This is a genomic window from Collimonas sp. GW821-FHT07E08, assembly GCF_059418905.1.
The window spans coordinates 30590-45153 of the sequence record NZ_JBWKQR010000006.1; the positions used below are offsets into that span (position 1 = coordinate 30590).

Annotated in this window: 10 protein-coding genes; 5 read left to right on the forward strand and 5 right to left on the reverse strand. The window is 60.9% G+C overall.

Going from position 1 to position 14564, the window contains the following annotated elements:
* Positions 1-52: 52 nt before the first annotated feature.
* Positions 53-892, reverse strand: coding sequence for a M15 family metallopeptidase (locus tag AC07RZ_RS09200; protein ID WP_144740974.1), 840 nt, complete (start codon positions 890-892; stop codon positions 53-55).
* A gap of 151 nt (positions 893-1043) precedes the next feature.
* On the opposite strand from AC07RZ_RS09200, the gene AC07RZ_RS09205 reads away from it, so the two are divergent.
* On the forward strand, positions 1044-1961 hold the full coding sequence (locus tag AC07RZ_RS09205; protein WP_494667727.1) for a hypothetical protein: 918 nt from the start codon (positions 1044-1046) through the stop codon (positions 1959-1961).
* Positions 1962-2019: 58 nt separating this feature from the next.
* A complete protein-coding gene (locus AC07RZ_RS09210) occupies positions 2020-2880 on the forward strand; it encodes a CPBP family intramembrane glutamic endopeptidase (protein WP_494667728.1) in 861 nt (286 codons plus the stop codon).
* A gap of 42 nt (positions 2881-2922) precedes the next feature.
* Here the strand turns inward: AC07RZ_RS09210 and loiP are convergent, their stop codons facing one another.
* The 3 genes from loiP to AC07RZ_RS09225 all read right to left on the reverse strand — a co-directional run bounded on the left by loiP (position 2923) and on the right by AC07RZ_RS09225 (position 8050).
* The gene (gene loiP, locus AC07RZ_RS09215) at positions 2923-3699 is read right to left on the reverse strand and encodes a metalloprotease LoiP (RefSeq protein WP_494667729.1); all 777 of its coding nucleotides are present in this window, start codon (positions 3697-3699) and stop codon (positions 2923-2925) included.
* A gap of 182 nt (positions 3700-3881) precedes the next feature.
* Positions 3882-5273 carry a DUF3999 domain-containing protein gene (locus tag AC07RZ_RS09220; protein ID WP_494667730.1) on the reverse strand — a complete coding sequence of 464 codons (1392 nt, stop codon included), beginning with the start codon at positions 5271-5273 and terminating at the stop codon, positions 3882-3884.
* Positions 5274-5275: 2 nt separating this feature from the next.
* Positions 5276-8050 carry a DUF2339 domain-containing protein gene (locus AC07RZ_RS09225; RefSeq protein WP_494667731.1) on the reverse strand — a complete coding sequence of 925 codons (2775 nt, stop codon included), beginning with the start codon at positions 8048-8050 and terminating at the stop codon, positions 5276-5278.
* Between the two features lie 312 nt (positions 8051-8362).
* Here AC07RZ_RS09225 and AC07RZ_RS09230 point away from each other — a divergent pair, with 312 nt between their 5' ends.
* The 3 genes from AC07RZ_RS09230 to AC07RZ_RS09240 all read left to right on the forward strand — a co-directional run bounded on the left by AC07RZ_RS09230 (position 8363) and on the right by AC07RZ_RS09240 (position 10676).
* Entirely contained in the window at positions 8363-8935 is a 573-nt protein-coding gene (locus tag AC07RZ_RS09230; protein WP_175500942.1) for an HNH endonuclease, read from the forward strand.
* 353 nt (positions 8936-9288) lie between these two features.
* Positions 9289-10497 (forward strand): RtcB family protein, encoded by a 1209-nt coding sequence (locus AC07RZ_RS09235; RefSeq protein ID WP_494667732.1) that lies wholly within the window; start codon positions 9289-9291, stop codon positions 10495-10497.
* A gap of 2 nt (positions 10498-10499) precedes the next feature.
* A complete protein-coding gene (locus AC07RZ_RS09240; protein ID WP_494667733.1) occupies positions 10500-10676 on the forward strand; it encodes a hypothetical protein in 177 nt (58 codons plus the stop codon).
* A gap of 843 nt (positions 10677-11519) precedes the next feature.
* Here the strand turns inward: AC07RZ_RS09240 and AC07RZ_RS09245 are convergent.
* Complete coding sequence (locus tag AC07RZ_RS09245) at positions 11520-14537, reverse strand: FAD-binding and (Fe-S)-binding domain-containing protein (protein ID WP_494667734.1); 3018 nt, start codon at positions 14535-14537, stop codon at positions 11520-11522.
* Positions 14538-14564: the final 27 nt, after the last annotated feature.

Here is a 14564-nt window from a genome sequence, read left to right on the forward strand (position 1 = left end):
TCCCTCTTTTTGTCGATTTTTTTGCGCAGATACAACGATTTTATATTTTCTCTTATCTTTTCATTACGCCCGGCTTGCGGAATTCCACATGGCCCAAGTCCATCATTTTCCAGCGGCCGCCCCACGTCAGGCCGACCGATTCCGCCACTTCGCCATACAGCTGGTAACCGCGCATGGCCCACGGGTCTTTCTCTGTAATCACCAGCTTGCCGCTGCGCATGAACGCAGAATCGGCTGCCAGGCCGTACTGGTGGTAGCTCTGGAACGCCTTGGCGTTGGTCACGCTGCCGCCCATTTGCGCCAGGGCATTCTGCCGTTCCGGGCTACGATACCCTTCAATAATGACCATGTCGTAACCGTGCTTCTCTTTCATGATCTTGAAAGTCATCAGCAAGCGCTGGGTGAAATCGGCATCCAGCGCCTGCCAGTTACGGCTGGCGGTATCCAGCATAGGCCGCACTTGCGCTACTTCCTGCGTGGTAAACACCTCAGGCGGGAGCGGCGGCGGCGGTACTAATTGCTCTCCTTCCAGCAACGCGGCAATCTGCTGGTTAACTACTTGCCCGGAATCATCATAGCTGCCCAGCATGGTTTTACCGCTCAACATCCACGCAGTCAAAGGCGGGACCAGCACAACCGCCATTCCGGCGAGTAGGATCCACTGGTGCCGCTTGATGAACTGCCAGCTTGAGAGCCTGGATGCCTGCAGGTTTTGCGAAAGGGATCTTGTGGTCTCGGACCGGCGGTCTCGCCAGTTCTGGACCTGTGCCCCAATCTGCTGCCGGCGCTTGACCAATGCCAAATAAACAATCTCGCGGGCGGCCGGGAACAACAGCAGCCCGGCGACGCCGCATGCAAGCAGAAAGTAAAGGGCGACGACTAAGACGAACACAAAAACCTTCTCGTGAATATTACCAAAGATAAATTATATTTTTTTGGTAATATATTGCCAGTTGACATATTTAGTTGTCAGAGAGTATACCTTATCAAACTTGGCGTCACGTCGGTCTGTGTTCAATAACTGACATTTGGAGATTTGTGTCTTGCAACCATCTGAAGAAACTGCGCGCGGCTCCGTAAAACCGAATTTGTTATCGGGCTCGACGGCGACAGAAAACAGCAGCGGCAGCATCCTGAATGCCCTGGAAGGCAAGGAATCGCCTTCGAAGGCCAGCGCACAAAAAAACTCCGGCGCCTTGCGTGCGGGACTGGTCGTCGTCTTGCTGGCGGCGATCGGCGCAGGCGGTTATTTTGCCTTGAACCAACGCGGCAGCCAGCCCGAAACCGCGATCGCGGCCAGTGCGCCGGCGCCAAAGGAATTGCCGCCAAGCACTCCAGCGCCAGCCCTTGCCGCCAACGATGCCGCATCCGCAGAAAAAACGGAATCGCAAGCAGCAGTGATCGAAAACGATCCAGCCGCGCATGCCGATAAAGCCGACGAAGCGTCGGCCGATCCTCGCGCCAAATTGACGGAGACCCTGGAAGCCGGCGTGCCGGTCAGCTCGACCGCGCTAAAGAAAGCGCTGGAAGAACCCAAGGTATCGAAACCAAAGCCGGCTCCCAAGAGCGTGAATGCACCGCTGGTGAATCGCAATGTCCCAGAGAAAAAAGTCGCCCCGCCAAAAGCGCCGAATGCACCGAAAGCCGGCGCCCAGCCTAGCGACAGCGATGTCAATATATTGACGGCGCTGGTTTCCCACGGCGACAGCGTGAACGAACCGCCAAAAGCCAAGGAAACCGCGAAGTCCAGGCAACAAGCCAAGAAGAAAGCGGCAGAGCCTGTACTTGCGCAAAATGTCTCCGACGGACCTGACATCGTTGAACGCAAAGCCGGCGACAACAACACGGCAGGCTTGCTGCAACGCTGCAAGCAGCTGGGCATGATCGAAGGTGAATTGTGCCGCTGGCGCATCTGCTCCGGACGCTGGGATACCGATACCGCATGCAAGGTAAACCGGTAGGCGCACTCCCGTTCGTTACCGGTCCTGGATTGACTGCCATCGCGGAGCGCCAGGACTGATGCCGCTTACCTTTGCCTTGCTCGCCATCGCGATTGCCGCGGCCTGGCTCAAACCCCTCCGGCTGACTGACCGTTTCATCCTGCCGCCGTGGATGGCAATCGCCGCCGGCGCGGTGGTCAGCGGCTTGGTTGCCGCTGTCCTGAGTCCCGTTGCGGTGCTCGCGCTCGCGATGTTTTTCCTGGCCGCTTACCTGGCGGCGGCCACCGAGCGCAAAACCAGTCCCCTGTTCGGCATAGCGACAGCCCTCCTGGCCCTGGCGCTGGCCTTGCATCGGTTGCCTGGGTTCAATAATCCGATACTGATTTCCCAGCTGCGCCTGTCTGCCGACTCCGTGCCCTTCACGCAATATGCCAACTTCGACAAAGGCGCCGCCGGCCTGGTCCTGCTGGCATTCCTGTGCCGCCGCGCCAGTTCCGCGGCCGAATGGCGCAAACTGTTGCAGCAAACCTGGCCCATCGCGCTGGTTGCAGTCATAGCCGTGCTCGGCCTGGCGACCGCTATCGGCTATGTCAAACCGGACTTCAAGCTCAGCCAGGCGACCGCACTGTTCTTGTTCGCCAACCTATTCTTTACGGTAGTAGCGGAAGAAGCTTTTTTCCGCGGCTTGCTGCAAGACCGCCTGGCCTTGCCGCTGGCGCGCTTTCGTCATGGCCCGCTATTGGCAGTCGCCTGCTCGGCGCTCTTGTTCGGCGCGGCGCATGTGGCCGGGGGCGGCGCCTACGTGCTGCTGGCTACGGTTGCCGGCCTGGCTTATGCCTATGCTTATTACGTCACGCAACGCATCGAGGCTGCGATCATCGTCCATTTCGCGGTCAACACGGTCCACTTCATCGGCTTCACCTATCCCCACCTCAACTGACCCGATGAGGACAGGCGCAGCGTCAGCGATACTTGCCTCAGATCACTTGTTCTGATCGATCCGTTGCTGGATATGCTGGGCGCGGTCGGTTGACGACGGATGCGAGCTGAGCATGCTGGCGCCGCCGCCGCCGTCCAGCTTCGCCAGTTTTTGAAATGCTGTCACCAGCCCTTTGCGGTCCATGTTCATCTTGGTCAGCTGGTCAAACGAATAGTCGTCGGCCGCGCTTTCCTGCACCTGGGAAAATTGGGCATTGATGATTTTTTCAGTCAGCTCGCCCAGCTGCGATGCCGACAGGTTGGTGACCACCGCATTGCCTGTCGCGCCGGCAGCAGTACGCGCAGCCGTCACGGCATAGGCGGTTTGCATGGCTTTTTTCGTGTGGCCCAATGCCACGTGCCCCATTTCATGCCCGATCACCCCGCGCAATTCACTGTCGTTCATCATGTCCATCAAGCCGCTGTACACCCGGATGCAGCCATTCGACATGGCCCAGGCGTTGACGTCTTTCGTCATGTAGACACGGTAGTTGGTCTGCGCGCCGTTGAGGCTGGGGCTGAAATCCTGCACCACCTTGTTCAGGCGCACATCGTATTTGCTCTTCGGCGCAGCAATCTTGTTTTGCTTGTCGCTGGCGGCGCAAGCTTCGTCCGACATGGTCTTGACATCGGTATCGCTCAAGGACGCTGCCTTGAGTGCGGTACCGCCTGCTGCCATCATGCCGTCCACGTTCACGCCGGCGACTCCGCCACCTGCCGCTCCGCAACCGCCCAATGCCGTGGCCGCAGCTAACGCCAACAGCTTAAATTTCATGTTCATCTGAATCCCCTCTGTGAAATTGTTGTTTTGGTCAATAACGAAAGTAAGTGAAAGTTAGAAAGTTAATTGGTGAGGAACGTTACTAAAATCACCAATAACAGTCGGATAACACAATAACTTACTTTCTAGAATACCAATAAATTTTAGGCAATTCTGTTTCCCAAAAACAACAAACTGCACATTCATTGCCGAGGCGGATTGGCGTTTTGCTTGAGCAGGACCCAGGCCATCGCGCCCAAGGCCGAAGCCGCCAGCAGCAATACCGCCCACAGGATGATGTTGCGCGTCGGCGTGCCATCGCGCCCGGCGGGTGCGGCCACCAGCGTCGCCGCGCCCTCCACTTTCGCCAGCGGCAAGCTGTTCTCTTGCGCCGGACGGTAACCTGGCATCAGGCTTTGCATCGGCAGATAAGGACTGCTGGCGTTGGCAAGGCCGGCCGCCAGGGTGAACGGCGCCGGGCCATTGACCAGCGCCACGATCTGCATCGGTTCGAATTCCAGGCTGATCTCCGGCGGCGCCGAGAATCCCTGTGTTTTCTTGTCTGCTTCGATCTTGATTTCGCGGTATGCGGTCGGCGGCAGTTCGATGGCTGCGCTGGTTTGCAGCTTGCCGCCGGTCTGCAATTTATAAATGACGCTGGCCGTCATCAAGGTCCATGGCTGACCGGCCTCCTGGCGGCCCAGCACCCGCACCGGCAGCAACACATTGTCGCCCGCCGGCCTGATTTTCAACGCCGCCACCGGCGTCGCGAAAGGCAGCGAAAACCGCAGCGTATAGGGGTTGTCCAGCACCGGCTGGGCCAGCGCGGCCGTGACCCGGGCGCTGCTGGTGACGCCACGGGCGGTAGTCAATGTCGCGCTGCGCATGGTTACCGGCGCGGTCCGTCCCGCGGCGTCGGTCCAGGCGACGCGCAGGTACTGGTCCTTGAGATCGGCGGCAGGCAGTTCGACATGGTCGCTGCCCAGCCCGCTGGCCCCCGCTTCGGCGCGGTACAGCACGGTCTGCGCCAGTGGACGCCAGTATCTGAGGTCTTTACTGGCTTGCAGGTCGAAGGTCACCGGCTGTGCGTCGGGCAAATCCACGTCCAGCACCAGGTCCACCACCGGATCGTCGATGGCGCGCGTGTCGAGCAATGCACCCAGCACTTTTTTGCGGGGCGCGCCGGCATCTGCCGGGTTGCTGTCGATTTGCACAATGCGCTTGCCTTGCTGCTCTTCGATCCGCAGCGAGGATGCCGATATGTCGGCAAGGTCGGCGCTGCCCATGATGGGCGACGACTTCAGCTCGATCTTGCGCTTCTCGGTTTGCCGCAGGCTGGCGCTGTCGGACAGGGCCATGGCCAAAGGCTGGCCCTTGGCGTTGAAAATCCGCACATCGCTCAGGCCGCCGGTTTGCAAGCTCACCAAAGCCTGCGCCGGCAGGACCAGCCGCTGCAGCGGCGCATCCGCGGTAAAGGCAAGCGGCAGGCGCAGTGCATACGACTGCGCGTCATTCGGGTCGGACGCGGGCCAGGCGGCGCCGGCTGCCGTCATGACAACCAGGCACGCAGCAGCGTGCATCGGGAAATATTTCATCTCTACGCTTCCTTCACAGTACCGGCATCCGCCGCTGCGGCTTTCGGCGGCAACGGCGCAAAATAACCGACCACCAGCATCAGCGCACCCACCGCGATAAAGGTGACGATGCGTTCCGCGCCACCCGCATTCGACAAGTCGACCAGCAGCAGCTTGACCACCACCAGGCCCAGCAATGCAGCGCCGGCCAGCCACAAACCGCGCTGCACGCGCCGGTGCGCCAGCAGCATCAGGCCTAGCGCCAGCAGCGTCCACAAGATAGCGTAGCCGGTCTGCACCACAAAACTGTCAAACAGCGCCGCGCTGTCCCATCTCACGCCGAAGAAATGATGCACGGTGCGCAGCCAGACGGTATTGAGCAAGACAAACGCCAGTGCGGCCAGCGCCAGCAGCGTCTGTTTGCGCGGCACCCAGCCGGCGCCGGCAGGCAAGGGCTGGGCCGCGACGATCGCGCGGCGCCAGAATACCAGCGCGCCGAGCGCCAGGGCCAGCGCCAGGTCGGTAGGATTAAGCAGCGGAACATACGGCAGCGGCGCTGTATGTCCCGACGACAGCAGCGCCATCAGCAGCGCGCCGAAAAACACCAGCACTGTCAGCGGCAATGCCGCATACCAGTAATAAGCGACAGCATGCGTACCGAGCGGCCACTTGAACGCCGGCAGCAGCGCAATGCGGTTGGCCCTGCCGGCCCACACCGACAAGCACAGCAATACCGCAATCGCGCTGACCAGCAGCACCACGCTAGCCCAGGAACTCTGCCACAAATTGCCGCGCTCGATGCCGAACCACAGGCAGTCGGCCAGCAACAGCGTGAGCAGCCAGACGCTGCCGACATGCGTTGCGCGATTCAGCTTGAGGGCAGCGATATTGCTTTGGGTTTGCGTGTCGTTCTTGTAGAGCATCCAGTAATGCAAGCCAAGGGCCAGCAGCCAGATGATCCAGGCCGGTGTGTACAGGACACGCTCCCCGGACAGCTCCTGCGCGATAAACCCGAGCGCCAGCGGCAGCAAGGTGAAACGGCTGGGCCAGGCGGCCACCGTCCAGCTGCTCTTGCGCGCCAGCAGCAGCGACAACCATGCGCTCGCGACCAGCGCCAGCACCGTCAGCAACTGCTGGGTGCCGTCGCTGAAAACGGGCGCGCTTGGCATGCCGGTTTCGTTGCCGGGCAGCTCGCGGCTTATCTCGACTATCCACGCCAGGCACCAGAACACGAAACCAAACAGGTAGACCGGCTGCGACAGCATGGCTTCGGCCTTGGCGAATTCCCTGGCCCAGCGCGAATCGCTGTGGGGCAGAACGCCACGCAGCCACCAGGCGATGGCGAATGCCGGCAAGGCGATAAACATGGCGCCCATGAACATCGGATTGGCCAGCGGCCACGCCGACACATTGTCGTCGATCCCCGCCAGGAAAGCGCCGGCCGCCACCACTTGCAGCAACAGCCCGAACGCGCGCGGCATCCAGCGCGCCTGCCGCATGCCGACCCAGAACGCGCCTGCGCCTTCGAGCGCCCACACTGCCGATGTCCAGCGCATGTCCAGCGCCAGCGGCACCGCCAGGGTTACAAAACCGAGGCCGATGGCGATCATCGATTCGGTCATCAGGCGATAGCTATCCCGCCCGCGGCGCATCAGCACCGCTGCCAGCACCAGGTACAAGGCGGCAAATCCCAGCGCCGAAAAGGCGCCGCCGAACTTGAACTGGTCGGCCAGGCCGGCCTGCAAGCCAAAACCGACCAGCGCGGTGCCGAACATCAGCGTGCTGTCGACCGCGTTGCCAAGCCGGGTCGGTGTGTTGCGCGCATACAGGATCGCCGCCGTCACATAAATCAGTACGAATACGATCAGGAACAGCTGCGAACTCATGTAATGCGCCGGCTCGTACTTGAGCACGCCCCACAACGTAGCCACGCCGAAGGTCGCGGCAAAACCCACCATGTTCAGCACGCGCCAGGAACGTTTGTAAGCGATGAACAGGATCGCCAGGTTAAGCACCGTGTAATAGCTGAACAGGGCGACGCTGCTGCCGCCTCCGGTGGACAGCAGCAGCGGCACCGCAAAACCGCCGGCAAAAGCCGCCACCGCGAGCGCGCGCGAATCCTGCAGCAGCGCCAGCGCGCAACTCAAGGCGCACACCACGATCATCAAGCCGAAAGCAGGCAAGGGCGCAACCAGGTCAAAGCGGCGGAAAGCGGCGAACACGGTGAGATAAATCACCGCCACGCCGCCGCCCTGCAATGCCAGCGCAAAAGCCGGCCTGGCCTGGCGCTTGGCGAAACCGACCGCCAGCAGCGCAATCCCGGCAAGCGCGACGGCCGCCAGCCGCAGCTCGACCGGAAACAGGCCGGCGGCCGCCGCGTAGCTGGACAGGAAAGACAGGCCGATGAACAGGATCACCAGGCCGATACGCACAATCGTGTTGCCGCCAAGGAGCCAGTTCTTGGCCGCGGCGAAAGCCAGTTCGACGGCGTTCGGCTCAGCAGGCGGGAGAACATGGGCGGGCGCGGGCGGCGCCGCCGGCTGCGTAGCGGGTGGGACATCCGGAGCAGTTGGCCGGGCAGCGGTTGCAGCCGGCTCCGCCGCAGCAGCGGGAGTGTCAGGTGCGCTTGCCAACGCGGGTTTGCCGGCCGGCTTTGAATCAGGGACAGTTGTGCCGCCGCCACGAGACTTCAGCAGTTCCAGCATCTGCAGCCGCAATTTTTCATTCGACTTGCGCATCTCGCTGCGGATCGCATGCTGCAATCCCAATCCCGCCAGCAAACCGAGACCGCCGCCCAAAAAGATGCCGAAGTCACCGTATCCCGCGTTTGGCCATAGCCAACCCAGCACAGCTCCGCACAAAATTCCCCACATAATCATAGTGTTAGCTCGCTTGTTGTGATTAGCTCTGGTATTGTCTGTTATGTGCCTGCCTGATGCAATGATTCGAATTGGCCAGCATGTAATACTAGGTTTGCGGACGCTCAAATAAATGACAGATGCGTGACCGATGCACGCAAGGCACCAGGATTTCCTGGTTCGGCCCGGCGGCGCGAAGGGGTTTCCGTAACCTGAAGATGCTGGTTATAATCAGCAGCAAAGGTGAAGAAAATGATCTCCCATATTCTGACTCTCGATATCGCAGGCAATCCATTCGACTGGATCTCGCCACAAGATGCTGTGCTCTATTATGCGAGCGGGAAAGTGGCTTGGGAACTGGGAGATGGCGACATCGTTTTCCGCGGCGGCTATTCCCGCGCCGGCGTGCAGTCGCGCATCGCCGTCAAACCTATCATCGCCATCGCCGGCAGCGCCATCATGGCGCGCATGCTGCACATGGAACTGCCGCTGGGCCATCACAACGACTTGCTGTTCAGGCGCGACCGCTACACTTGCGCATACTGCGGCGGCCGCTTTCCGCACAACGAACTGTCGCGCGATCATATCCATGCACGCTCCCACGGCGGCAAAGACACCTGGATGAACTGCGTCACCGCCTGCAAGGACTGCAACCAGGAAAAGGGCAACAAGCCGCTGGAAAGCTTTCGCCCGCTGCTGTACGTGCCCTATGTGCCATGCCGCGCCGAGCACTATCTGCTGAGCGGCAGGAATGTGCTGGCCGACCAGCATGACTACCTGGCGGCCAGGCTGCCCAAGCACAGCAGGATGCGCGACTTGAACTGAAGCGCGCAGCCATGTCCATCGCGGGCACTCGCACAAAAAACAACAGAACACGGCTGTGTATCGACGAAACGTTTGACACCGCGTTTTCATCGGGCGCAGAATCGCAACTCAGCATTTTGACCAACGCATTTTTTACAGGAAAGGAACGGCCATGCCACGGACGGCTATCGACAATTTGAACAATAAATAGCCCCGCGCATGACTGCTCGGGGCCTTCGGCGATATTGCCGACCCGAGCCGGTCGTTCCAACCATGAACCCCGGTGAGGAAACTCGCCGGGGTTTTTGCTTTTCCGGGCCAGGCATTGGCCGGCCCGCAGCAGAAGCACCGGCATGACATGCAAAGAACACGTTATGCCTATCAAACAAAGCTTGCACAAGGGCCTGGTGCCCGTGCACATATTTACCGACGATATCGACCACAGCGCGCTGCAACAGCTGCTCAATATCGCCAACCTGCCCATCGTGCATCCGCACGTTGCGGCGATGCCTGACGTCCACGCCGGCATCGGCGCCACTGTCGGTAGCGTCATCCCTACCCGCGCCGCCATTATCCCGGCGGCTGTCGGCGTCGATATCGGCTGCGGCATGAATGCGGTACGCACCACCTTGACCGCCAGCCAGCTGCCGGACAACCTGGCGCGCATGCGCAGCGAGATCGAGGCTTCGATTCCGGTCGGCTTTGAGCAGCACGAGTGGGACAAGGTGCGTGGCTCGGCGCATGCCAGGGTCGGGCGCCCGCTCAACGACCGGCTGGACCGGATTGTCGCCAGGCACAAAGGGATCATGAAGATGCAGCACAAGTTTTCCCAGACCTGGATCTGCCAGATTGGCACGCTCGGCGGCGGCAATCATTTCATCGAGGTTTGCCTGGACGAAGAACAGCGGGTCTGGATCATGCTGCATTCCGGGTCGCGCGGCATCGGCAACGTAATCGGACGTTATTTCATCTCCGCTGCGAAGAAAGACATGGAGCGCAACAAGCTTCATCTGCCGGACAAGGATCTGTCGTACTTCAGCGAGGGGTCGGTGCTGTTCGATGACTACGTGGAAGCGGTGGAATGGGCGCAGGATTATGCATTGATCAACCGGCGCGAAATGATGCGCCGTGCGGTGGATGTACTGGTACAGCAATTGCCGCCTTTCAAGCTGGACGGGGAGGCGATCAATTGCCATCACAACTACGTAGCCCGTGAAATCCACGGCAATGAACGCTTGTTCATCACACGCAAGGGTGCGATTTCAGCGCGCGAAGGCGAGCTTGGCATCATCCCCGGGAGCATGGGAGCCAAGAGCTACATCGTGCGCGGCAAGGGCAATCCGGCATCGTTCTGCTCCTGTTCCCACGGCGCAGGACGGCGCATGAGCCGGACCGAGGCCAAGCGTCGCTTCAACCGCTTCGACGTGGCAGACCAGACGCTGGGCATCGAGTGCCGCAAGGATGGCGGCGTGGTCGATGAGATTCCAGCGGCGTACAAGGACATCGATCAGGTCATGGCGCATCAGGCCGACCTGGTCGAGGTGGTGCACACGCTGCGCCAGGTCATTTGTGTGAAAGGATGAATATGAAAATGACGATCAAGCTGCCGAAACCGCGCAATCCGCTGGTTGCGCCGGCCAGGGCAAGGAAAGCAGGGGCGCATGCCGCGCACAATCCCGCGCGCCGGATACGCCGTGTCGAAAAACAAAACCTGAATCTGCTGCTTTCAGGAAGAAAGAAGGACGGTGGCGACGATGCGTGACGACATGTTCAAGGTGATCGTGGAGCGGCCGCGCCGTATCCACAGCAACGCATACAAGGGCGACGGCCGCGCTTTCCGCAATCGGGAAGACGGCCCGAGCCGGCTCGGCATGAATAAGGGTTACGACGATCGCAAAGGACTCAATGAGAACCTGGCGCCGTTGAAGCGTTTCCTGGAACGGCAAGTCAACCGGCCGTGGGACAAGGTCTACAAAGAAATCCGTGCGGCCATCGATGCACGCAGCACGGTCAAGCAGCATATCCTGCAGCACCTGGATAATTTCGTAGCGATCCAGACGCGCTGGGAAGGGACTGGCCGCAATGGCCGGGTCGTGCTGCGGCAAAACAGCTGGTCCGGGCACTATGTCGGACTGGCGGATTCCCGCGCTGAAATGTTTGTCCATCCGCTGACCGGAATCCTGCTGCGCAATCGCTTTTATACAAGCTATTGCGCGGCCAGGAACAGGCAGGAGCTCGCTCTGGAACAGGAAAAGGGCAAGATTCGCCGCGTTATTTCCGACCGTGTGCAATTGCACCTCGTCAATCAGGTCTGGTATGAGGTGACGCTGGATAAGCTGCCTGCAGCACGCATTGTCGTGCAGGAAACCGACGGCGTGGTCACCAAAAAGCCTGTCTGCGACAAACGGTGGGATGTCCTCCGCAAGGCATGGGTGACGTGCGAAAGCAAGATGCGCGTGGCGCCGGCGGGAAGCAGCCAGGATTATTACGGTTGCGCATCGCTGTATGCCATACGCAAGCGCCAGCTCAGTTCACGCGAAATCCAGGAACACCAGCTGAATGCCGCTCAAGAAAAGACCCGGATGGGTCTTTTTTTTTGTTTCCGCTATTTGCCGGAACCACCCGCGGCCGCATTTCCCGGCAGCGACATGGCGAGGACGCGCGCCACATGCAGCGCAACCGTACCGGCCCCATCGTGGATCTGGTGCCGGCAGCTGGTGCCGTCGGCGACGACGATACTGTCTTTACCAGCCTTGCGTACAGCCGGCAACAGCGCCAGCTCGGCCATGGCGATCGACGCATCGTAGTGCTCGGCTTCATAGCCGAAACTGCCGGCCATGCCGCAGCAGGAAGATTCCACCGAGTCCAGTTCAATGTGCGGGATCCATTGCAATACCGCGTGCACCGGACGAAAAGCGTCGAAGGCTTTTTGATGGCAATGCCCGTGCACCAGGACTTTGTTGCCGGGCAGCGGCTTCAGGTCCAGGTGGAAACGGCCGGCCTTTTTTTCTTTCACCAGGAATTCCTCAAAAAGATAGGCCGACGCCGCCAGCTTCTTTGCCTCTGCGCCATAACCATAATCGAGAAACTCGTCGCGCAAGGACAGCAGGCAGGATGGCTCCAGCCCGACAATGGCAATCCCGCGCTCAACGAAGGGTATCAATACATCCAGCGTCCTGCGTGCTTCCGCCTTTGCCTGTTCGACCAGGCCGGCGGACAGATAGGTACGGCCGCAACACAAGGGTTTCTGGCCTGCCACCGCATTGAAATGCACCTTGTACCCGGCGGCTTCCAGCACCGCTTGCGCCGCATGGGCGTTTTCGGGTTCCATGTAATTGTTGAAGGTATCGACGAACAGCAAGACTTCCCGTTCACCCTCTCCAGCCGACCTGGCATCGTTCAGGAAAGCATTCTTGAAGCGCGGGAAAGACCGTTGCGGCGCCAGGCCGATCTGTTTTTTCAGCCAGCCGGACAGCACAGGAATGCCGTCGGCCCAGGCTATCAGGCCGCCGATAGCGCTGGCGTAAGGCGCATACTTCGGCACAAATCCCACCAGCCTGTCGCGCAAGCTGAGGCCATGCTTGCCGGCCCACGCCGCGCGCGCTTCAATCTTGATCTTGGCCATGTCGACGCCGGTCGGGCAGTCGCGCTTGCAGCCTTTGCACGATACGCACAGGTCCAGCACTTCCTTGACCTCGGTGCTGGCCAGGCCTTCGCTGCCGAGCTGGCCCGACAGCGCCAGGCGCAGGGTATTTGCGCGGCCGCGCGTGACGTGCTTTTCATCTTTAGTAATGCGATAGCTGGGGCACATGGTGCCGGCGTCGAATTTGCGGCAATGGCCGTTGTTGTTGCACATCTCGACCAGCTTGGCCAGGCCGCCGCTCTTGTCGCCGCCGCTGCCGGGCGCGGTTTCTTCGCCGGTCAGCGGATTGCGCCTGACGTTCCAGGACGACCAGTCCAGCAAAGGACGATGCGGCAGCTCGCTATAGCCTGGGGCAAACCGGAAATTGCTTGCATCGTCCATCTTGGGCGGACGCACGATCTTGTCCGGGTTGAAGCGATTTTGCGGATCGAACAGCTCCTTGATTTCGGTGAAGGCGGCATTGATTTTCGGGCCATATTGCCAAGCCACCCATTCGCCGCGGCACAGGCCGTCGCCGTGTTCGCCCGAATAAGCGCCTTTGTATCTGCGCACCAGCGCCGAGGCAGCTTCGGCAATTTCGCGCATGTCATTGGCGCCGCCGCGGCGCATGTCGAGTATCGGCCTGACATGCAGGGTGCCGACGCTGGCGTGCGCGTACCAGGTGCCTTCGGTGCCGTATTTATGGAACACTTCGGTCAGCTGGCTGGTGTATTCGGCCAGGTGTTCCAGCGGTACGGCGCAATCTTCGATGAAGGAGACCGGCTTGCCGTCGCCCTTCATGCTCATCATGATGTTCAGGCCGGCCTTGCGCACGTCCCACAATGCTTTCTGGTCGGCCGCGCCGCGCATTTGCACCACGGAACCGGGCAACCCGAGGTCGGCCATCAATTGGTCCAGGCTGGCCAGCTTGTTCAGCAGCGCGGCGTGATCGTTTCCGGCGAACTCGACCAGCAAAATCGCTTGCGGCTGCCCTGCCAGGGCTTTTTCGATGACCGGCTTGAATGCCGGATTGCTCATGGACAGGTCGATCATGGTGCGGTCGACCAGCTCGACCGCGGTCGGGCCAAGCTTGACGATGTGCTGCGTCATGTCCATCGCCTGGTAGAAGGTCGGGAAATTGACCACGCCCAAGACCTTGTGCGCCGGCAGCAGCGCCAGCGACAGGGTGAGCTGCCGGCTGTAGGCCAGCGTCCCTTCGGAGCCGACCAGGATATGCGCCAGGTTGGCGATGCCGTCGTCGGTGTAAGCGCGCGGATTCTGGCAATCGAAGATATCGATGTTGTAGCCGCCGACCCGCCGCAGCACCTTGGGTACGCGTTCCGTGATCTCGGCTCGTTCGCGTTGGGCAATACGCTGCAGTCCGGCGGCGATGCCGCCGATGCGGCCGCCCTGCTCCATGCGGTCCAGCCGTTGAAAGCGCCCTTGCGTGCCGTCAGCCAGCACCGCATCGATGGCGGCCACGTTGTGCACCATGTTGCCGTACTCGATCGACCGCGAGCCGCAGGAATTATTGCCGGCCATGCCGCCGATCGTGCACTGGGCCGCGGTTGAGACGTCCACCGGAAACCACAGGCCGTGCGGCTTGAGCCAGGCGTTGAGATGGTCGAGGACCATGCCGGGCTCCACCGTCACGGTGCGCGCCGCGGGATCGAAATCGATGACCTGGTTCAGCCATTTGCTGTTGTCGATCACCAGCGCCTCGCCCACAGTCTGGCCGCACTGGCTGGTGCCGGCGCCGCGCGCCAGCACCGGGACCTGGTGGCTGCGGGCGATGTCCAGCGCCAGCAGCAGGTCGTCCTGGTCGCGCGGCACCGCCACCCCAAGCGGCATGATCTGGTAGATCGAAGCATCGGTGGCATAGCGGCCGCGGTCAGCCCGGCCGAACAGTACTTCGCCTTTCAGTTCGCGCCGCAACTGCGCGGCCAGCGGCGTCGCCGGCGATGGACTGTAGGGGACCAGGTGGATAGGCTTGACCAACATGATGGAGTCCTGTCAAAAACTTGAAAA

Bases quoted from the DNA above. Each gene is read 5' to 3' on its own strand.
- AC07RZ_RS09210 (WP_494667728.1), top strand. From the start codon at position 2,020: ATGCCGCTTACCTTTGCCTTGCTCGCCATCGCGATTGCCGCGGCCTGG.
- loiP (WP_494667729.1), bottom strand. From the start codon at position 3,699: ATGAACATGAAATTTAAGCTGTTGGCGTTAGCTGCGGCCACGGCATTG.
- AC07RZ_RS09220 (WP_494667730.1), bottom strand. From the start codon at position 5,273: ATGAAATATTTCCCGATGCACGCTGCTGCGTGCCTGGTTGTCATGACG.
- AC07RZ_RS09230 (WP_175500942.1), top strand. From the start codon at position 8,363: ATGATCTCCCATATTCTGACTCTCGATATCGCAGGCAATCCATTCGAC.
- AC07RZ_RS09235 (WP_494667732.1), top strand. From the start codon at position 9,289: ATGCCTATCAAACAAAGCTTGCACAAGGGCCTGGTGCCCGTGCACATA.
- AC07RZ_RS09240 (WP_494667733.1), top strand. From the start codon at position 10,500: ATGAAAATGACGATCAAGCTGCCGAAACCGCGCAATCCGCTGGTTGCG.
- AC07RZ_RS09245 (WP_494667734.1), bottom strand. From the start codon at position 14,537: ATGTTGGTCAAGCCTATCCACCTGGTCCCCTACAGTCCATCGCCGGCG.